This window comes from Nitrospira sp. CR1.1 (assembly GCA_014055465.1).
Lineage (GTDB): Bacteria > Nitrospirota > Nitrospiria > Nitrospirales > Nitrospiraceae > Nitrospira_A.
This window is the reverse complement of the sequence record WIAF01000005.1, coordinates 68,179-88,567: the sequence shown is the minus strand read 5'-3', so window position 1 is coordinate 88,567 and position 20,389 is coordinate 68,179. Positions and strand designations below refer to the sequence as shown.

Here is a 20,389-nt window from a genome sequence, read left to right as displayed (position 1 = left end):
AAGGAGGAGAGATCATGGGCATTTTGACTTCGATGTTCACCGCGGTGACCGGATTGAGTTCGTACGGGAACGCCATGGGTGTCATCGGCAATAATATCGCCAACGTTGGAACGGCAGGATTCAAATCAAGCCGGGCCACGTTTTCGGATTTGATTTCGTCCAGCATGGCGGGTGGCGCCGGCAGCGATCAGATCGGACTCGGGGTGTACCTCAACGATGTGCAAACCAATTTTTCCCAAGGCTCAATGACCACCACCGGGAATACCTTCGATCTGGCGATCGACGGCAATGGATTCTATCTGGTGCGCAATGCCTCTGGATCGAGTTTTTACACGCGGGCCGGACAATTCAAGGTGGATAGCCTGGGGCGGGTCGTCGATGCCAGCGGCGCTCTTCTGCAAGGGTACCAGGCTGACACCATCGGCAATATCACGAGCACGGTCGGGGGCATCACGTTGACCTCAAGCGCCGTCCCGCCGCAGACGACGTCAACCGCGACCATTCTTGGAAATCTCAACGCCAATGCCACGGTACCGACGACGGCGTTCAGCGTGACCGATACCACGTCATACAACTTCTCTACCGGGATGACGTTTTATGATTCGTTGGGCAACTCACACCAGATGCAGTTGTATTTCCGGAAAACGGCCGCGAATGCCTGGGGCGTCTATTCCCAGATCGATGGCGGCGCGGCGGCGGCACAAACCAATATGACGTTTAATGCGAGCGGCGCCGTGACTGCGGGTGGCACGCAGACCATCACCGCCACGCTGACGAACGGCGCCACGACGCCACAAACCGTGACGGTCAACCTGGCCTCGTTAACTCAGTTCGGGGCGGCATCCGGCGTGCAGAGCCAGACACAAAACGGTTATTCATCCGGCACGCTCGATCGCATCAGCGTCGACAAGGAAGGAAAAGTGATGGCGCAGTTTACGAATGGACAAACCCGGGCTCTGGCGCAAGTGGTGTTGAGCCGCTTCACCAATCCCGATGGATTGGCCAATGTCGGCGACAACCATTTCCTGGAGACGGTCGAATCCGGCGCGGCCCTGGCCGGGGCGCCAACGATCAATGGTTTGGGCAGGGTTCTGTCGGGAACCGTGGAACAGTCCAATGTAGATCTCGGCAAAGAGTTTGTGGACATGATCATTACCCAGCGCGCCTTCCAGGCCAATTCACGGGCCATCACGACCAGCGACGAAATGTTGCAGGAGCTCGTGAATCTCAAGCGATAACCGGTGAGGGCCCCGGCACGGTGCGATCACCGCGCCGGGGCTTCAGTCGGCAATTTCTACCTAGTGCTCCTTCACGCCATCGCTCCCGATCGTCTCTTTCCTCTCGTCAACATTCTGTCAGCTCCCGCGAATCCCGCGTCACTACCGTGACAACATATTCCTTGCGTTGGCGGGAAACGTTCGCGCGAGAGCATCAGCCATTCCAAATCATTGTGTTATCACACGATCTGACCCGTTGCGCGCAGCGGTCGACAGGCGCGGTCTGCGCCCTACGTGGCATATGCATTGCACAACTGACCGGCACCGGCAAACACTGTCCGCAGGAGGTTTGTATGTCAGACGCAGCTGAAGAAAAGGCGCCCGCAGCACCGGCTGGGATTCCCATGAAGATGGTCATCATTATCGTCGCGGGAGTATTGGTCCTCGCGTTGGGTGGCGCCTTTGCGATGATGAAAATGATGGGCGGATCCTCCGCCGAGAAAGCGCAGGCCGAGGGTGGAGGAGAAAAGGCTTCCGGGCATGGCGCAGCTGAAGAGAAATCAGGAGGGGAGCATGGCGCCGTTGCCGATGCCAGCGCCATCGCCGATCTGGATCCCTTCATCGTCAACCTCGCGGATTCGCCTGAAATTCGGTACCTCAAAGTGACCATGAAGGTGGAAACGGACAATGCCGGAACGGTTGAGCAGATCAAGGCGCGCACACCGCAAATTCGCGATGCCATTCTCGTGCTCTTGACCAGTCTGGATTCGGCCACCGCCCGCTCGCCGCAGGGGAAACACAAGTTGCGCGACGACATCACCGAACGCATCAACGGACTGCTGCCGAAAAAATCCGTCAAATCGACGTACTTCACGGAATTCGTGATTCAGTAGCCGGAACCGCCGTCGAGGACATCATGGACAAGATACTTTCCCAGGAAGAAATCGATGCCTTGATGGGCGGCGTCATGTCCGGCGAGGTCGAAACGGCGCCGAAGGAAGAGGAAGAACCCGGCGGCATCAAAACCTACAGTCTGACGAACCAGGAGCGGATCATTCGCGGGCGCATGCCCACGATGGAAATGATCAATGACCGCTTCACGCGCCAGCAATCCGTATCCTGGACGAGTGTCTTGCGCGAGAAGATCGAATTCAGCGTCCTCGGCACCCAAATCATCAAGTTCGGTGATTTCATCCAAAAAGTTCCGGTGCCCTCTTCGTTCAACCTGTTCGCCATGGAGCCGTTGCGCGGCAACGGGCTCTACATCATGGACGCCATGTTGGTGTACCTGATCGTGGATTTTTTCTTCGGGGGAAAAGTCCAGACTCACGTCAAGCCGGAAGGCCGAGAGTTCACGACCATTCAACTCCGGCTGATCAAGAAACTCGTTCAACAAGCATTGATCGATCTCGAGAAAGCCTGGCACGCCGTCATGCCGGTCAAGCTCGGGTATCTGCGTTCGGAGAGCAACCCGCAATTTGCCATGGTGGTCACCACGTCGGAAATTGTCGTGGTGGTCACGTTGCAGGTGCATCTCGGCGACATTACCCGTGAAATGTTTATCGCGTATCCCTATTCCATGCTGGAGCCGATTAAAGAAAAGCTCTACTCGGGCTTATTTGCCGATAACGTCGAGCAAGACAGCAGCTGGGGAAGTCGGTTTAAGGATTCGCTACAGGAATGTGATGTGGCTGTAACCGTTCAACTCGGAACCGCCAAAATTAATGTGCAGGACCTCATGAACTTTAATCCCGGCGATGTGTTGATGTTGGATCAACATCCCGGTGATCCGATGCTGTGTCTGGTAGAAGGCGATCCGAAATTCCACGGGCAGCCCGGGGTGTTCAAAGGCAATCATGCCTGCCGCGTTACCAGGGTCTTGAGTTAGGTCGCGCCGGAATTAAAGGAGACTTGCGCATGGGCAACGGCGATACAACCCCGCAGACAGATGGATCCAATGCCGCGGACATGAGCCCGCAGGCGACCTCGTTTCCCCCGGTCGATAACCATGGAGCGGTGCCGGCCAACAAAAATATCGATTTCGTCCTCGACATTCCGTTGCAGGTGACCGTGCAGATCGGCTCGACGCGCATGTTGATTCGCGAGTTGTTGCAGCTTGGACAGGGGTCCGTCATTGAACTGAATAAACTGGCCGGAGAGCCGATGGAAGTGCTGGTCAACAACAAGCTGGTCGCGCGCGGCGAGGTCGTGGTGGTCAACGAAAAGTTCGGCATCCGGTTGACCGATGTCGTGAGTCCCAATCAGCGCATTCAGCAACTCGGGTAACCGCGGCGCGCCCCGGCAAGACTGCCGGGGCGCGCGCAAAGAAGGTCGATCGTTTCATGGAGATTTGGGAAAGCGTGGTCCGCATGGTGTCAGCGCTGGGGGTTGTCCTGGCGTTGATTCTAGGCCTCCTGGCCGTCGTGAAATCCAGGGTGGGCCAGCGCTTTCTCCCCGTCGGAGGCGCACCGCTGGTGAAAATTCTCGGCAGTGGTTCGCTGGGATCCCGCAAGCATGTGATGGTGGTCGCCGCCGCCGGCGAGCTCCTGATTCTTGGCACCACAGCGACTGATGTGGTGCTGCTCGGGAAAGTCACGGATCCGGAGCAGGTGAAACGGCTCATGCTCGATACGCCATCGAGTCCTTTCATCCAGCCATCTGATCCGGGCCGGTCGCAGCATCGCGAGGAGACCGTCCATGCCGGCGTGTAAGTTCATGTCTCTTCGGAGTCGACCAAGGACAGTCTGTGGCCCGAGCGGTCGCAGCACAGGATGGTTCGTGCTGGCCCTTCTCATGATGCTGATCAGCGCTTCGACCGTGTATGCGGAGGGGCCCTCGCTGACGCTGGACCTCGGCCAGAGCGGCGCCAAACAGACCGCCGTGGTTCTGCAGATTCTCGCGCTGTTGACCGTCCTGTCCCTGGCGCCGGCGTTGTTCATCATGGTGACGTCGTTCACGCGCATGGTGATCGTGCTCTCATTTCTTCGCCAGGCCCTCGGGACGCAGCAGGTGCCGCCCAATCAAGTGCTGATCAGTTTGGCCCTCTTTCTCACCATGTTTGTGATGGCTCCAGTGGGACAAGCGGTCTACACCGATGCGCTGCAGCCGCTGCTGGCCGAACAAATCGGCTATGAGGATGCTTGGAATCGGGGGATTCAACCGATTCGGGGCTTCATGTTGAAACAAATGCGGGATAAGGATCTGGAACTGTTCCTGGAACTGTCCCATTCCCCGAAACCTGCGCAAGTGGACCAGGTTCCGACGCATGTGATCATTCCCGCGTTCGTCCTCAGCGAATTGCGTATCGCGTTTCAAATCGGATTTCTCCTCTACATTCCGTTTCTCATTGTGGACATGGTTGTGGCCAGTGTCTTGATGTCCATGGGCATGATGCTGCTACCACCCGTCATGATTTCTCTGCCGTTCAAGCTGATCCTCTTTGTTCTGGCAGACGGCTGGTATCTCGTGGTCGGGTCTATGGTGAAGAGCTTTCAATAGGACTGTTGACGATGACGATTGAAACGGTCACGGAAATCGGGCGCCAGGCCATCGAAACCGCCATGTTGGTCTCGGCGCCAGTCTTAGGCCTGAGCCTGATCGTCGGCTTGCTGGTCAGCACGTTTCAGGCGATGACCCAGATCAACGAAGCGACGCTGACGTTCGTGCCGAAAGTGCTGGCGGTATTTGCCGCCACATTGCTGTTTCTGCCCTGGATGATGGGCGTGCTCATTGCGTTTATGACCCATATCATCACCAGCATTCCGACGTTGATTCACTGACAGGTCGTTGACAGCATGAACGCCGCGCAAACCCTGCACCTCGCCCTGCCACACTTTCAATCCTTCTCGATTCTGTTGGTCCGGATTGCCGGCATAATCAGCGTCTTTCCCATCCTGAACACGCTCACCATCCCGATGCCGGTGAAGGCCGGTTTAGTCACGATGCTGGGACTGGTTCTGGCGCCGATCATTCAGTTGCCCAGTTTTCCGAACGATCCCGCCCTGGTGATTGCGGGCATCGGCAGCGAATTCCTGATCGGCTTGACCATCGGTCTCGCGGTCCGTCTCTTGTTTTCCGGCTTTCAAGTGGCCGGCGAGCTGGTGGGTACGCAGATGGGGTTCAGCGCGATCCAGATGTTCGATCCGATGAGCCATCAACACGCTCCGATCATCGCGCAATTTCAGCTGACGCTCGGGTCGTTGGTGTTTCTCTCGCTCAACGCGCACCTAATGGTGGTACATGCCATCGGCATGAGTTACGAGTTTGTGCCGCCCTTCGGCGCCAAACTCTCCGACAGCATCGCCACCGACATTATCCATTTGGCGCAGAACATGCTGGGCGTCGCGCTGAAGATGGCGGCCCCGGTCTTTGCGACGCTGCTGATCGTCAATACGGTCCTCGCTATCCTCGGGCGTGCCGTGCCTCAAATGAACGTGTTTATCTTGAGCTTCCCGATCACGATCGGGGCGGGCCTGTTTGCCATGAGTCTGGCCATGCCGTTTACGCTGTCGTTGTTCGAGAAAGAATTCGAAAGCCTTGTGGAGACGATTTTGAGTCTCCTGAAGGGGTTGGGGCATGGCTGACAGCGCACAAAATCGCACAGAACAGGCAACACCGAAACGCAAAGCAGAAGCGAGAGCGAAAGGTCAGATCGCTCTCAGCCGCGATGCCGCCATGGCGGTCGCGTTGTTGGGGAGTTTTGCCGCGCTCTATTGGATGACTCCCGTGATGATGGAGCGACTACGCAATTCCTTGCGCCATTGGCTCAGCCAATCCATGGAGGAATCGACGCTCCGGGCGCTCAGCCTCGATCACCTGCATCTGATTCTGCGGCAAATCGGGATCGACGTGTTTCTCATGATCGGACCCGTTGTGGCGGGGATTGCCGTGGTGGGTGTGGGAGCCAACCTGATGCAAACAGGCTTCCTCTGGCGGAAGGACGGGCTGAGTGTTGATTGGTCGCGCATCAGCCCGCTGGGCGGATTCTCCCGGCTCTTTTCTGTTCGGGCCTTGAGCGAGTTGGTGAAATCCTGGCTCAAGATCCTGGCGATCGGAGGCGTCGGGTACCTCACCATCAAGCAGGACATGCTCCAATTTTCGCCGCTGACCCAATTCGGAATGGAGACCCTGTTGCCCACGGTGGGATGGGCCACCTTCAAGGCCGCGCTCATGATGAGCGGCGCGGCGCTGGTCATCGGCGCCCTGGACTACGGGTATCAGCGTTTTGAATGGGAGCGCGGCCTGCGGATGTCGCGCGACGAAATCAAGGAAGAGAGCCGCGCAGCGGAAGGAGATCCCGGGCTCAAAGCGAAGGTCCGCAGCACCCAGCGTGAGATGTCGCGCAAGCGCATGATGGCTGCCGTGCCCAAGGCGGACGTCATCATCACGAACCCGACTCATCTGGCAGTGGCATTGAAATACGATTCGAAGGCGATGGGAGCGCCGGTCGTGGTGGCCAAAGGCGCCGGCTTCGTCGCCGAAAAGATCCGGGAAATCGGTCGCCAGCACGGCGTCATGATCGTGGAGAACAAACTGGTGGCCAGGACGCTGTACAAGTTGGTCGAAGTGGGCCGGGAGGTTCCGGAAGACCTCTACCGCGCCGTCGCCGAAATTCTGGCCTTCGTGTATCGCGTGCGTGGAAAATTGCCGCCGGCATAATCCCGGCCGGTAGGGAGCGGAGATGGTGAAGGACAATACCTCGATACCCAGCACATCCCTGGTGAAACACCCGGACATTCTGATGTCCGTGGGCGTGGTCGGCATTTTGATGGTCATGCTGGTCCCGCTGCCGCGCTTCTTTTTGGACCTGTTGCTCAGTTTCAACATTACCCTGTCGATCATTATTCTCCTGGTCGGCATGCAGGTCCGTCGGCCGCTGGAGTTCTCTGTCTTCCCCTCGATTCTTCTGATGGTGACGCTGCTGCGCCTGGCCCTCAACATCGCGTCCACGCGGCTGATTCTGCTGCACGGCAACGAAGGCGCGGCTGCGGCAGGGGAAGTCATCCGCGCATTCGGCAATTTCGTCGTCGGCGGAAACTATACCGTCGGACTGGTCGTCTTCTCGATTCTGGTGATCATCAACTTTGTCGTCATCACCAAAGGCGCCGGCCGCGTGGCGGAAGTCGCCGCCCGGTTTACCTTGGATGCCATGCCCGGCAAGCAGATGGCCATTGATGCGGATTTGAATGCCGGCCTGATCAATGACAAAGAGGCTCGTCAGCGGCGAAAGGATATCGCGCAGGAAGCGGACTTTTATGGAGCGATGGATGGTTCGAGTAAGTTCGTCCGGGGCGATGCCATAGCGGCGGTGGTCATCACGCTCGTCAATATTCTCGGTGGATTGACCATCGGCGTGCTGCAGCAGGGCATGACCCTGTCTGCCGCCGCGCAGACGTATACCTTGCTGACGGTCGGCGAAGGCCTCGTGGCGCAGGTCCCGGCGCTCATCGTCTCCACCGCCGCCGGTATCGTCATCACCCGCGCCGCCTCCGAGGTGAACCTGGGATTCGAAATCACCCGGCAGGTCCTCATTTCGCCCAAAGCCATCGGCACTGCCTCCGGCATTCTGCTTGCCATGGGCCTGGTGCCTGGGTTACCCCATCTGGCATTTCTGGCGCTCGGCAGTCTGACCGGCTGGATGGCCTTTCAACTCAATGAACAGCAAAAGATCGCCGCCGCAGTTCCTGAAAAAGAATCCCCGCAAGTCAAAGCTGAGGAAGCCGCCACCCAGGTCGTTCCGCTGGACCTCATGGAAGTCCAGGTGGGGTACGGACTCATCGGTCTGGTTGACGGAGGGCAGGGCGGTGCCTTGCTCGATCGGATCAAAGGCTTACGGCGCCAATTTGCCGAGCAGATGGGATTCGTCCTGCCGCCGATCCACATTCGAGACAATCTGCAACTCAGGCCCAACGAATATGCGGCGCTCCTCAAAGGCGTCGAGTTGGCCAAATCAGAGGTGATGCCGGCCCATGTGTTGGCCATCGACCCGGGCACGGCGCAGCGGGGCATGATTCACGGCCTGCCGACCAAGGAGCCGGCCTTCGGGCTCCCCGCGATGTGGGTTCCGGAGCAGCAGCGTGAACAGGCGCAGATGGCCGGATACACCGTCGTGGACCCGGGCTCCGCTATCGCGACGCATCTCTCTGAGCTGATTAAGAGGCATGCGCACGAACTCTTGGGGCGGCAGGAAGTGCAGGGGTTATTGGACCAGCTAGGCAAGAATCACCCCAAGCTGGTCGAGGAAGTCATTCCCAATCTGATTCCGCTCGGGACGCTGGTGCGCGTGTTGTCGCATCTCTTGCGCGAGGGAGTTCCCATTCGCGATCTGCGAACCATCTTGGAAACCATCGCCGACCATGCGGCGAGCACGAAGGATGCCGATATTCTCACGGAAGTCGCGCGTCAGGCGCTGGGACGGACGATTACGAAACAATATCTCGCTCCGGATGGCTCGTTGCCGATCATCGGCCTCGACCCGCGCCTGGACCGCACCCTCGCCGATCAGGCGAATGCAGCCGGGCAGGGCAACCAGTGGGTTCCCGATCCGCTGGTGGCACAGAAACTGCTCAGTGCATTGAAGCAGGCCGCGGAGCGAATGGTCGGGCGGGGACATCAACCGGTGATTCTCTGTTCCCCGTCGCTACGACGGCATCTCCGGAAACTGACGGACCGTATTTTGCACTCGGTCCCGATCCTGGGACTCAACGAGGTGGATAGCGTGACCAGATTGCAAGCCATGGAAACAGTTCGTCTCGATCTCGACGGCGCTGACACGAGGAGCCTGGCATGAAGGTACGGACCTTTCACGTGGCAACGATGCATGAAGCCATTCGCTCCATCAAGGATACGCTGGGGCCGGATGCCGTCATTCTCTCCACGAAGCGGGTGCGATCATGGGATAACGGGTTCGGCCTCCTGGGCGGATCGATGCTCGAAGTGATGGCCGCCATTGAAGACGATGCGGCGGTGCCGGAATCCGCGCCGATACTGGGCGAAGAGGATCGCGCCGTTCCGGCTGCCGCGCAAGCTCCCGCAGTGTCCGCCGAGGAGTCACGGTTTCAAAAGACGCTGCAGGGCGCGATGGACAAGAACGATGAAACGCGGCGGCCATCGGCGCGCCAGGCGGTGATGGCGCCCCGGGAACTTCCGCGCACGGTGACGTCTTCCGACGGCAGCAAGGACAATCAGGCCACCACCTTTCAGTCGTTCCAGCGCGTGTATGAAGACCTGCTGGCTCAAGGTGTGGAGCATGCCACCGCCGAAGCCTGCCTGCGCGAATTGCGCGAGACCTTGGTGGAGCAGGGGGCAAGCCAACGTAATTCCTCTCTACAGTTATTGCGGACGGTGTTGCTGGACCGCGTCACCACCGCCGGTCCGCTGCTGAGCACCGCCGGCGAACAGAAGATCGCGCTGTTTGTCGGACCAAGCGGTGTGGGTAAAACGTCCAGCATTGCGAAGCTGGCGACGCACTATGGCATTGTCGAACAACGGAGTGTCGCCCTGATTACGATGGACACCTATCGTCCGGCAGCGGTGGAGCACCTGCGGCTGTATGCGGAAGTCCTGGGGATCGAGCTGGTTGTGGCGGGGTCATGCGAGGAAACCCGCGCGGCTATCAAGCAGGCTCGCGAGGCCGAATTGATCCTGATTGATACGGCGGGATTCAGCCCCTATGAGCCAATCGCGGCGCAGCGTTGGAGGGGGTTGGTCAACGGAGCCCTTCCCCTGGAGGTTCATCTCGTGCTGGCCGCCGGGACGCGGGTACCGGACATCGTCGTCAGCACCAGCCAATGTGTGGATGTGCCGTCCTTGCGGCTGCTATTCACCAAGCTGGATGAAACGACCGGGTATGGCGGAATTTTTGAAGCCACGCATCGTACCGGGATTCCGCTCTCCTACTGGGGCACCGGTCAGCGCGTGCCCGATGACTTAGTCCAGGCGCAAGTCAACCGCTTGGGCGACCTGCTCCTGGGAGGGCAGGTTCGGACGCCGGGGGAAAGCACTGGCCATCCATGGATCAGGCAGGCCACTCCGGCAGTTGTGCCCGCAGTCAAGACGTACTCACGATAGATGGGAGCGAATCAAAGGGGAGAGACGATGGCGATCGAACCAGACATTTTGGATCCGCAACTGAACACGTTTGACGGCAGCGCCGGTCCCTCTCGCACGCAGGTCATCACCGTCACCAGCGGAAAAGGCGGGGTGGGGAAGACCAATGTGGTGGCAAACACGGCGATCGCCCTGGCCCGGACGGGCAAGCGCGTGCTGGTGCTGGATGCCGATCTCGGCTTGGGGAATGTCGATATTCTCCTCGGCCTGACGCCCAAATACACGCTGGAGCACGTCCTCGCCAAAACCTGCCGGCTCGAGGACATCGCGTTGACCGGGCCTGATGGAATCGTCGTGCTGCCCGCCAGCACCGGTATTTCACAACTGACCGTGTTGACCGAGGCGCAGCAGCTGATTTTGCAGGAAGAATTGGAACGCCTGGCCTCCACCATGGACGTGTTGTTGATCGACACCGGCGCGGGGATTTCTTCAACCGTGACGTATTTTGCCGCCGCCGCCCAATCCATCGTGGTCGTTGTGTCTCCGGAGCCCACCTCCCTGACCGACGCCTACGCCTTGATGAAGGTGCTGTTGCGCCAATACCGGGAACGGCGCTTTCATGTCCTCGTCAATATGGTGAAGTCCCCGCGGGATGCGGCCCGCATCTACCAGAAACTGGAAGTCGCCGTCAGCCGGTTCCTTCATATCTCCCTCGATTACCTGGGCGCCATTCCCCAAGACGACTATGTGCCGATGGCGGTCTCCCAACAGCGGGCCGTCGTCGATCTGTTTCCTCACGCGCCGGCCAGCCGCGCATTTCGAGAGCTGACTGAAGCGGTGGCGCAGCTGACGCCACCGGCGCTTCCGAAGGGCACAGTGCAGTTCCTCTGGCAACAACTCTTGCGGACGCACTGACTGAAAGGACGCTACGCGCATGATGGAAGCACGCAAAATGTCTGCGGCCGGCAATGCTTCGCGCCGGGTGATTGCGGAAGCGGAGCGTGAACGGGTCATTCAGGAATTCACCCATGTCGTGAAAGCCATGGCTCATCGGCTGGCCTTCCGGCTGCCGGCTTACATGGATGCGGAAGATCTGATGTCCGTGGGTATCATGGGGCTCATGGATGCGATGGACAAATACGACCCGACCCGCGAGGCGAAATTCAAAACCTATGCGGAGTTTCGTATTCGCGGCGCCATGCTCGATGAAATCCGGTCGATGGACTGGATTCCGCGCTCGGTCCACGAGCGGATCTCCCTGCTCCAAAAAACCTATTCCGAACTGCTGCATCGACTCGGTCGTCCGCCGACGGACCAGGAAGTCGGCAAAGAACTCAAAATGTCCGCGGAGGAGCTGGATGATTTCCTGACCCGTTCGCGCGGCGCGGTCGTGATCAGCCTGGATGATCTCGGGGTGCAGGATGCGGATGGACACAAGATCATCAGCATGTTGACCGACTCCAACCAGCCGGACCCGCTCTCGGTCCTTGTCAACGAGCGGGCCCGCCATGTTTTGGAATCGGCGATCCAGGACCTGCCTCAGAAGGAGCGCCTGGTGCTGTCGCTCTACTATTTCGAGGAGCTGACCATGAAAGAAATCGGGCAGGCGCTGAAAGTCACGGAGTCGCGGGTCTGCCAGATCCATTCGAAAGCCATTCTTCACCTCAAGGCCCGGCTTGAACCGGTCGATGTCTAAGGACAGGTTCGAATCGGCTTCTCCCCCTTGCTGTCAGTGCGATCACCGGCTGCCATGAAGGCCGGCAGACGGCCTTTAGTTTCCCTCCACTCCATCCGATACCTTCTCGACGCCGATATTTATTGCGTAACCATTGAGGTTCTTCCCGCGTATGCGCGTGCCTCGACCTGCATCCAACGATTCGCCTGCTCCCGCCGGACCGGAGCCCGTCCACCGGCAGGCCTGGTCTGATGATGAGGCCCACTTCCGGTCATATGCCGTTGCCCGATTCGGCGTGCTGGCCTGTCTTCTGTTCATGGCCGGCGGCTTATACTGGACGGCGGCCATCGGCCTCCTGACCGTCTCCGCTTTAACGGCCTACCCCGTGATGATCTCGATTGGAGTGGCGTTTACCCTGGTGATTTTCGGGGCGAGCTTCTGGACGCCGCACAGCCGCACCTCCACCGCGCAGAGGCGCTGGAATGCGTCAGAGGATGCCGTGAAAAGCACATACGATCCGGTCACCGGTTTACCGTTGAATCGCCTCTTCTGCTCGCTCCTCAATCAGGCCCTGATCCGCGCCCAACAGCATGGCCGCCAGGTGGCGGTGCTCATGATCGAGCTGGACTATTTCATTCCTGCCGCCGAAATGTCGGCCGAACTGAACCGCCATCTCATCTACCGGATCGAGGCGGCTCGCGTGAAGAGCGCCTTGCGCACCACGGACACAGTGGCGAGGGTGGCCGAACGGACGTTTGCGGTGTTGCTGGAGCAGGTGACGGGTCTCGATGAGGTGATGGTTCTCGCCAGGAAAATGCAGGGGGCTATCGCTCTGCCGATTACCCTCGATCACCAGGAAGTCTTCCTGACCAGCCGGGTCGGTGTCGGTCTCTCCACCCGCGACGCTCTTGATCCCAATGTCCTGCTCGACGCAGCCACCCGTGCCCTGGAGGCAGCGCAGACCCACGCCCCGGGGATATCCGGCCCAGAGAACATGCTCGCGAATTCTGCGGCGCCCACCTCGACGATTGTGGCCTGATCCTCCGTGCTGTATCCCGGACACTCGCCGAGGTAGGCAGGACTTTCCCAGTCTCCGGTAAAGACTTCCCACCGTCAGCATCTTTGACAGCTCTCATCGGCCTCACCGGCCGGCGCGCGCGAACATTCACCAACAGTTGTATCGCCATCTCTTGGTAATCATAGGTGATTTCTTTCGCCGGACGTTGCGGGCACATTGCTCCACGCATCTCTTCGCAATGGCATGTCGATTGCTAACTCCTCCTGTGACACAGACAGAAGGGTTGGAACCGACACCATATGAATCGAGCCATCTATCCCATACTTTCCGGCGCAGTCGCTCAAGAAAAGCAACTACAGGTCTTCGCCAACAATTTGGCGAACGTCAATACGGCCGGATTCAAACAGGACCAACAGGGGTTTCGCGGACTCTTGGCCCGTGGCGGGTCGGTAGGGATGGGAGCCGCATCCAGCGGCATCACCACGACCATCTCCACCAGACCGGCCGGCCCGACCGAGCGCGTGTTTACTGAAGCGAACGGCATGCGAACGACCTTCGAGCCGGGACGGATCCGCATTACCGGCAATCCGCTCGACGTCGCCATCCAGACCGATGGATTCTTTGAGGTCAAGACCCCCGACGGGGTGCGGTATACCCGCAACGGCATTTTCTCACTCGATGGCCAACGACGGTTGGTGACAAACCTCGGCCATCCTGTGATGGGAACCAAAGGCGAGATCAAGGTCCCGCCCGGCAACATTCAGATCAACACCGAAGGCGCGATTCAAGTCGACGGGAACCCGATCGGTACGATCAAGGTCGTTGAATTTTCTCCGAACGAGATGCCGCAGAAATACGCCGAAGGCTTGTTTACCGGCGGGAAGCCGGCCGTCTCGAAGAAACCACAGCTCCAGTCCGGACATATCGAAGAATCGAACGTCAATTCGTTGAGCGAAATGGTGAAGATGATTCAGGGCATGCGGAGTTATGAATCGGCGCAAAAGCTCATTCAGACGCTGGACCATATGACGGATACGGCCATCCAGGATCTCGGCCGGGTGCAATAGGAGGAGTGTATGATTCGCGCAATGTGGACGGCCGCGACGGGCATGACGGCCCAGCAACTCAACGTGGACACGATCGCGAACAATCTGGCGAACGTGAACACGAATGCGTTCAAGCGCAGCCGGGCGGAATTCGGCGACCTGCTCTATCAGATTCAACGCTTGCCCGGCACGAACGCGTCGAACGTCGGCGTCTTTCCCGTGGGCGTACAGGTCGGAGGCGGCGTCCGTCCCATCACCGTGGCCAAGGAGTGGATGCAAGGAAACATGCGTCAGACGAGCAATGACCTGGATCTGGCCATCGACGGCGCAGGATTTTTTCAGGTCGCCAGGCCGGACGGCACGATCATGTATACCCGTAACGGGTCCTTCAAGCGCGACAACGTCGGCAATCTGGTCACCGGTGACGGCGATCAGCTGACCCCGGTCATTACCATCCCGTCCGGCGCGCTCAAAATCGACATCGGCCAGGACGGCACCGTCTCGGTGCTGCTCCCCGGCGTGACTCAGGCGTCGCAGGTGGGGCAGATTCAGTTGGTGCGCTTCGACAACCCATCCGGACTGGTCGCGATGGGCGGCAATCTGTTCCTCGACAGTTTTGCCTCGGGACCGGCGCAGCAGGGGACCGGCGGGTTTTCGACCGGTTTCGGCACGCTGCAGCAGGGATTTCTGGAAAGTTCCAACGTCAATCTGGCGGAAGAGATGGTCAACATGATCATTGCCCAGCGGAGTTACGAAATCAATTCGAAGACGATCCAGGCATCCGATGAAATGATGCAGATCGCCAATAACCTGCGCCGGTAATCGGCGCCGTCCTTGAAGCAGAGGTGACACCCGTGAACCGAGCCGGCCTTATCTGTGTGGCGACCCTCAGCCTGTTCGCGAGCGCGATCCTTCCTGCGGCGGCAGGGGAGCGGGCTCCCATCCGGCCCCTATTCCGCGTGCACGAAGCCCTCGTACACAGTGCTCACAGCCTCCCGTTGACCCGCGGAAAACGCACGATTTATCCGGAACAGATCCGCGGGGTCATCCGCGATTTCGTCAAGCGCGAACTCGCCGGACGAGCCGTCGATTGCCAGGTGGCGCTGGGCGATCCCCAACAACCGATCGTGGTGCCTTCCGGAACAATGGACCTGCAAGTCAGCGCGAGTCATTCCGAAGAACCGCTCGGTCGCCGAGTGTTTCAGATTCATCTCAGCGTCAATGGGCGGTTTCTCAAGACCGTCGAGGCCACGGCGGACGTCGCCGCCGTCGTCGAAGTCGTGGTGCCGGTCCGTCCGATTAAGGTTGATGAGGAGATCGCTGCCGACGACGTCACGACGGAACGCCTCGTGCTGTATGACCTCAAACAACCGTTTGTCACGAATCCGGCAGATGTCGTGGGGAAAGCCGCCATCCGTCCGCTGCCTCCTCAACACGCGATCCGGCAGACCTCCTTGCGGAAGCCGTTTGCGGTCCGCAAAGGCGATCGGGTGACGATCGAAGCGCGGCAGGGGGGCCTCTCGGTTCAGACCGTGGGTGTCACCAAGTCACACGGCGAACTGGGCCAAACCATCACGGTGTCCAATGTTGATTCCGGCAAGGATCTGAGGGCAACTGTCGTAGGTCCGGGGGTGGTCCGTGTCACCTTTTAACCCGTCATTCACTCGTTCTCAGACGATCGGATTCCTCTTCTTCGGGCTTGCCCTCTGCGTCCTGCCCGGTTGTTCCAGTTCGTCGGCCGCGAAGCCCACAAAAGCGGAGCTGGCGAAAATGCCGCCCCCCAAGACGACCGGATCGCTGTGGCAGGAAGAAAACGGGCGGGCCTATCTGTATGAAGACCTGCGCGCCATGCGCGCCGGCGACATCATCACGATCCTGATCTCGGAAAAACACAAGGGCTCGAAGAGCGCCGATACCAGCGCGGAAAAAGATTCCACCGTGTCGAATGGCCTCGGCGGCACAGGTATGGGCTATCTCGGTCTTCCCGGTATCCGGCTCGGCGGAGAAGCCAAGCGAGGATTCGGTATCGACGCCAGCGCGAAGAACAAGTTTGGCGGAAAAGGCGCCACGAACCGCGAAGATACCCTAACCGGCACCATCTCAGCCATTGTGACCGAAGTGCTGCCAAACGGCGATTTGCGGATCGAGGGACGGCGCGAAGTCACGGTCAATTCGGAGCGGCAGATCATGACGATCGCCGGCATCGTCCGCCGGGTCGACGTCAACACCAAGAACACGGTGCAGTCGAGCGCCATTGCGGATGCCAAAATTGAATATTCCGGCCTGGGAGTGGTGGACGATGTCCAGCGGCCGGGCTGGTTCGTCAGGATTCTGGACTGGGTCTATCCCTTTTAACGCAGAAATGATCAGGGCGAACAGGAGCGAGACAGGAGTCACCATGACGAGGCCACGCAAAGAACAACGGGCGATGATCATGCAATGTTTTCGTCTCATGCTGTCGAGCGGGGTACTCCGGACACCCTCGATGGATCCTGAACTCCTGGCTCGTCCATGGACGCCGCCGCCCAAACCGGCGCCGGTGGCAGAGCCCAGCCGGCAGATGAGTCCCTGGTTTCGCCGCACCGCTGTGGGCATGCTTGCTTTCCTGACGATCTCCTTCTTCAGCGCCTCGTTGGCCCACGCCGTGCGTGTGAAGGATGTGGCCACCATCGAAGGGGTACGGGAAAACCAATTGATCGGATATGGCCTGGTGGTCGGTCTGGATCGTACGGGCGACCAGGTCATCGGCGGCCAGTTCACGATTCAGGCCATGATGTCCATGTTGAACAAGATGGGCATCAATCTGGTCATTGATCCGATTCAGTTGCTCACGCGAAACATCGCGTCGGTCATGGTCACGGCCAAGCTTCCGCCGTTTGTCAAACCGGGCATGACGCTCGATGCGATCGTGTCCTCCATGGCGAACGCCAAGAGCCTTCAAGGTGGCACGTTGCTCCTCACGCCGCTGAAAGCGCCGAACCAACAAGTCTTTGCCGTGGCCCAAGGGCCGGTGTCCATCGGCGGGTTCTTAGGCGGGACCGGTGGGGCGGGCGGCGCCACCGTCACGAAGAACCATCAGGCCGCCGGGGTGGTTCCGGCCGGCGCCATCGTCGAAAAAGAATTGGTGGTCGATATCGATACCTGGGATACCGTCTCGGTCCTCTTGCGGCATCCTGATTTCACCACCGCGATTCGCACGGCCGAGGCCATTGACGGGACGTTTGGTAAAGGCACCGCGGTCCCGGTCAATGCCGGCCTCGTCAAGACCACCTTGCCGTCGACCTTCCAGGGGCGGGTCGTGGAGTACATCGCCACGATGGAAGGATTGGATGTGAGTGTGGATGTGGCAGCTAAGGTGGTGGTGAATGAACGCACCGGCACGGTGGTGCTGGGAGAGCATGTCCGCCTCTCCACCTGCGCGATCTCGCATGGCAACCTCACCATTTCCGTGAAGAACACGCTCAACGTGTCGCAACCTCCCGCGCCCTTGATCGGCTCCACCCAAGGCCAAACGACGGTCACGCCTGATGTCCAAACCGAGGTCGCCGAGCAGGAGTCGCGCTTGATCGTGGTCGATCAAACGGTGACGCTGGGAGAGGTCGTTCGCGCACTCAATGCCGTCGGCGTGACGCCGCGCGATCTGGTCGCCATTCTGTCGGCCCTGCGCTCGGCCGGAGCACTTCAAGCTAATCTTGAGATTGTATAAGAAAGACTCACCTACTATGGACATCAAAAATCTGTTAAGCGGTCAACTTGATCTGGCACACATGAATGCTACTCAGCCCGCAGGGCTCGATCGGGTCCCGGGACAGGCAGGACAGAGGTCCGCTGACGCGATGCATAAAGCCGGTCAGGAGTTCGAAGCGTATTTCATCTCGTATCTTATTGGAAAAATGCGAGAAACTGTTCCAAAAGGCCTTCTGGAGAGAAAAGGCGAACAGGTCTGGTACTCCTTTTACGATCAGGAGATTGCCAGATTGGCGACACAGGCGGGGGGAATCGGCCTCACGGCCTTTGTGGATGCCTACGTGGAAAAAAATACATAACCGGGCCGCCTCTCCTAAAGTTCCCCGCCGACCCCGCCGATAGAGTACTCGACTAGGGGAAAGCCTACGGAACACCCTGTACAGGGGAGGAGAAGCAGTCATGGAGATCTCACATAATGGCCGGGCCGCAGATCTCGCGAAAATTCTCTTAGGCGTTCAGGAGACTGACCGGACACACAATAAAAAAACCGCATCTCAGGCCACGCAGTCGCAGGATCGCGTGCAGATTTCAGAGCGGGCCAAGGAACTTCAACGCCTGAGGGCGGCGGCGGAACAGCCGGATCACGAACGTGACGCCAGAGTCGGCCAGATCCAGCAGTCAGTCGAAGGGGGCACCTATAACGTCGACGGCAAAAAGGTTGCGGATGCCATCATTCGTAACGTGTTGACGGACGCGGTTCTGTAACGAGTCGCCTCACCGGCTCGACCCTTCGCTCACTGTCCTCGTAGGCCGGACTGTTACTGTCGAGGAGGAAGCACGGTGTCGACCCTTTCGCAATCCACTCCCGCTGAATCAGACATGCTCATGCGTGGCATGCTCGACAAAATGCTCGCGTTCCAGTCCTTGCTTCTGGAGGAACAGGACGCGATCCGCTCCTTATCTTTCGGCCAGTTTACCTCAGTCACTCAGCGAAAAACTCAACTGCTGGATGAGATTCGAGACCTGGAACAACAGCGGCGCGATCGGTCCGCGGGAGAACAGTCTCAACGTTCCGCCGGCGCCCGTTCGACGCTGGAAGCCCAGTTGATCGCGGCCATCGGCGAAACCGATCGATTGAATCGATTCAACGCGGCACTCATTGGGCAGTCGCTTGAATTCTTGCACGGGGCGCTGAAGCGCTGGCAGCGGTCCCCTGAGTCAGCCGCACTCTATTCGTCAGCCGGCACGGCGGTCGCGGCCGGCGCAGGCCTGGTGAGAGCCAAAGGATAACGAGTGGTCGTATGTCAGGACTGAACGGACTCTTCGGCGTGGGCTCCAACGCACTGGCCAGTTTCCAGCGCGCGATGTCGGTCACCGGGCAGAACATTGCCAACGTCAGTACCCCCGGCTACTCTCGCCAGGAAGCGGTGCTCACCGAAACCCTGCCGGAGAACGGCCGCCCGGGCCAGATCGGGACCGGCGTCCAGGTGTCGGAGATCCGCCGCTCCGTCGACAGCTTCGTGGAGCAACAACTGCTGGGATCCAACGAGCGGATCGGGCAGTTCGACGCATCGCAGAAGGCGCTCTCCCAAATCCAGATTCTGTTTAACGATGCGAATGATCAAGGCGTCGCGGCGGGACTCAACGAATTCTTCAAGGCCTGGCAGGACGTGGCGACCAATCCGGCCGACCTGACCGCGCGCACGGTGCTCCTGACCAAGGCCGACGGTGTGGCGAAACTGTTGAACCAGGCGTCATCGCAGCTGTCAGCGCAACGGATCTCCCTTGATGGACAAATCGGGAGCGGGATCAACGACATCAATGCGCTGGCGAGCAAGATCGCAGATCTGAACGCCCAGATCAAACTGACCGAAGTCGGCGGGCAGCAGGCCAACGATTTGCGGGACCAACGCGGGCGCTTCCTGAACGACCTTGCCGGCCTGATCGATATTTCCTCCATCGAGGACGGAAACGGGCAGGTGAGTGTATTTGTCGGGGTCGGGCAGATCCTGGTCACGGATCACACGGCATTCAAACTCACAGGTGTTCCGGACGTGACCAACGGGGGATTGCTCGACGTGCGGTATGACGGCGGGACCGGCCCCAATACGGATATTACCTCGTCAATAAACGGCGGCCGTCTCAAGGGGTTGATCGATGCGCGGGATACGACTGCCGCGGGCCTGCAAACGTCTCTCGACACCCTCACGTCGCAACTCGTATCGCAAGTGAATACTCAGCATCGTCTGGGGTATGGGTTGGATGGCTCCACCACGCAGGATTTTTTTACGGCCTCGGGAACAACCGCGGGCACGATCAGTGTGGCGCTGACCGATCGGCAAAAAATCGCCGCCTCCTCGACAGCCGCCGGTGTGCCGGGCAACAACGTCAATGCCCTCGCCTTGGCAAACCTGCAAACGGCTTCAATAGCGGGCCTGGGAAATACGACCTTTCAAAGCTACTACGGCGCAATGGCCGGAAGTTTTGGAGCGACCCTCCAGGGAGCGACGCGCGACCTGCAGGGACAGGAAATTTTACACAACCAATTGCTGGCGCATCGGGCGGAAGTATCCGGGGTCTCGATGGACGAAGAGCTCATCAATTTACTGAAGTATCAGCGCGCGTTTCAGGCTGCGTCAAAGCTGATCACCACCAGCGACGAAATGCTGCAGACGATCTTGTCTTTGAAGCGTTAACC

Annotated in this window: 23 protein-coding genes; all 23 read left to right on the top strand. The window is 59.4% G+C overall.

Annotated features, from left to right (window positions below; genetic code table 11):
- Window positions 1–14 precede the first annotated feature (14 nt).
- On the top strand, window positions 15–1,238 hold the full coding sequence (locus tag GDA65_10790; protein MBA5863180.1) for a flagellar hook-basal body complex protein: 1,224 nt from the start codon (window positions 15–17) through the stop codon (window positions 1,236–1,238).
- Window positions 1,239–1,570: 332 nt separating this feature from the next.
- The gene (locus tag GDA65_10785; protein ID MBA5863179.1) at window positions 1,571–2,110 is read left to right on the top strand and encodes a flagellar basal body protein FliL; all 540 of its coding nucleotides are present in this window, start codon (window positions 1,571–1,573) and stop codon (window positions 2,108–2,110) included.
- A 23-nt stretch (window positions 2,111–2,133) separates the two neighbouring features.
- Window positions 2,134–3,105, top strand: coding sequence for a flagellar motor switch protein FliM (gene fliM / locus GDA65_10780; protein MBA5863178.1), 972 nt, complete (start codon window positions 2,134–2,136; stop codon window positions 3,103–3,105).
- Between the two features lie 29 nt (window positions 3,106–3,134).
- On the top strand, window positions 3,135–3,503 hold the full coding sequence (gene fliN / locus GDA65_10775; protein MBA5863177.1) for a flagellar motor switch protein FliN: 369 nt from the start codon (window positions 3,135–3,137) through the stop codon (window positions 3,501–3,503).
- A 56-nt stretch (window positions 3,504–3,559) separates the two neighbouring features.
- Entirely contained in the window at window positions 3,560–3,928 is a 369-nt protein-coding gene (locus GDA65_10770) for a hypothetical protein (GenBank protein MBA5863176.1), read from the top strand.
- 4 nt (window positions 3,929–3,932) lie between these two features.
- Window positions 3,933–4,715 carry a flagellar type III secretion system pore protein FliP gene (gene fliP / locus GDA65_10765; GenBank protein MBA5863175.1) on the top strand — a complete coding sequence of 261 codons (783 nt, stop codon included), beginning with the start codon at window positions 3,933–3,935 and terminating at the stop codon, window positions 4,713–4,715.
- Window positions 4,716–4,726: 11 nt separating this feature from the next.
- Entirely contained in the window at window positions 4,727–4,996 is a 270-nt protein-coding gene (fliQ, locus tag GDA65_10760; GenBank protein MBA5863174.1) for a flagellar biosynthesis protein FliQ, read from the top strand.
- Between the two features lie 15 nt (window positions 4,997–5,011).
- Window positions 5,012–5,800: a flagellar biosynthetic protein FliR gene (fliR, locus tag GDA65_10755; protein MBA5863173.1), complete on the top strand. Its 789-nt coding sequence runs from the start codon at window positions 5,012–5,014 to the stop codon at window positions 5,798–5,800.
- The gene (flhB, locus tag GDA65_10750) at window positions 5,793–6,875 is read left to right on the top strand and encodes a flagellar biosynthesis protein FlhB (GenBank protein MBA5863172.1); all 1,083 of its coding nucleotides are present in this window, start codon (window positions 5,793–5,795) and stop codon (window positions 6,873–6,875) included. The genes fliR and flhB overlap by 8 nt, the downstream gene beginning before the upstream one ends.
- A gap of 22 nt (window positions 6,876–6,897) precedes the next feature.
- The gene (gene flhA / locus GDA65_10745; protein ID MBA5863171.1) at window positions 6,898–9,006 is read left to right on the top strand and encodes a flagellar biosynthesis protein FlhA; all 2,109 of its coding nucleotides are present in this window, start codon (window positions 6,898–6,900) and stop codon (window positions 9,004–9,006) included.
- Window positions 9,003–10,286, top strand: a complete 1,284-nt coding sequence (gene flhF / locus GDA65_10740) for a flagellar biosynthesis protein FlhF (GenBank protein ID MBA5863170.1) — start codon at window positions 9,003–9,005, stop codon at window positions 10,284–10,286. The genes flhA and flhF overlap by 4 nt, the downstream gene beginning before the upstream one ends.
- Window positions 10,287–10,313: 27 nt before the next feature.
- Window positions 10,314–11,180 carry an AAA family ATPase gene (locus GDA65_10735; protein ID MBA5863169.1) on the top strand — a complete coding sequence of 289 codons (867 nt, stop codon included), beginning with the start codon at window positions 10,314–10,316 and terminating at the stop codon, window positions 11,178–11,180.
- Window positions 11,181–11,199: 19 nt separating this feature from the next.
- On the top strand, window positions 11,200–11,961 hold the full coding sequence (locus GDA65_10730; GenBank protein MBA5863168.1) for a FliA/WhiG family RNA polymerase sigma factor: 762 nt from the start codon (window positions 11,200–11,202) through the stop codon (window positions 11,959–11,961).
- A gap of 151 nt (window positions 11,962–12,112) precedes the next feature.
- A complete protein-coding gene (locus GDA65_10725) occupies window positions 12,113–12,979 on the top strand; it encodes a diguanylate cyclase (protein ID MBA5863167.1) in 867 nt (288 codons plus the stop codon).
- Between the two features lie 278 nt (window positions 12,980–13,257).
- Window positions 13,258–14,025, top strand: coding sequence for a flagellar basal-body rod protein FlgF (flgF, locus tag GDA65_10720; protein MBA5863166.1), 768 nt, complete (start codon window positions 13,258–13,260; stop codon window positions 14,023–14,025).
- 9 nt (window positions 14,026–14,034) lie between these two features.
- The gene (flgG, locus tag GDA65_10715; protein ID MBA5863165.1) at window positions 14,035–14,826 is read left to right on the top strand and encodes a flagellar basal-body rod protein FlgG; all 792 of its coding nucleotides are present in this window, start codon (window positions 14,035–14,037) and stop codon (window positions 14,824–14,826) included.
- Complete coding sequence (gene flgA, locus GDA65_10710; protein ID MBA5863164.1) at window positions 14,826–15,656, top strand: flagellar basal body P-ring formation protein FlgA; 831 nt, start codon at window positions 14,826–14,828, stop codon at window positions 15,654–15,656. The genes flgG and flgA overlap by 1 nt, the downstream gene beginning before the upstream one ends.
- Window positions 15,657–15,774: 118 nt before the next feature.
- Window positions 15,775–16,359, top strand: a complete 585-nt coding sequence (locus GDA65_10705; protein ID MBA5863163.1) for a flagellar biosynthesis protein FlgH — start codon at window positions 15,775–15,777, stop codon at window positions 16,357–16,359.
- 238 nt (window positions 16,360–16,597) lie between these two features.
- Window positions 16,598–17,710, top strand: coding sequence for a flagellar basal body P-ring protein FlgI (gene flgI, locus GDA65_10700; protein ID MBA5863162.1), 1,113 nt, complete (start codon window positions 16,598–16,600; stop codon window positions 17,708–17,710).
- A gap of 16 nt (window positions 17,711–17,726) precedes the next feature.
- Complete coding sequence (locus tag GDA65_10695; protein MBA5863161.1) at window positions 17,727–18,050, top strand: hypothetical protein; 324 nt, start codon at window positions 17,727–17,729, stop codon at window positions 18,048–18,050.
- A 100-nt stretch (window positions 18,051–18,150) separates the two neighbouring features.
- Window positions 18,151–18,456, top strand: coding sequence for a flagellar biosynthesis anti-sigma factor FlgM (flgM, locus tag GDA65_10690; GenBank protein ID MBA5863160.1), 306 nt, complete (start codon window positions 18,151–18,153; stop codon window positions 18,454–18,456).
- A 75-nt stretch (window positions 18,457–18,531) separates the two neighbouring features.
- On the top strand, window positions 18,532–18,981 hold the full coding sequence (locus tag GDA65_10685) for a hypothetical protein (protein ID MBA5863159.1): 450 nt from the start codon (window positions 18,532–18,534) through the stop codon (window positions 18,979–18,981).
- 11 nt (window positions 18,982–18,992) lie between these two features.
- Complete coding sequence (flgK, locus tag GDA65_10680; protein MBA5863158.1) at window positions 18,993–20,387, top strand: flagellar hook-associated protein FlgK; 1,395 nt, start codon at window positions 18,993–18,995, stop codon at window positions 20,385–20,387.
- Window positions 20,388–20,389 lie beyond the last annotated feature (2 nt).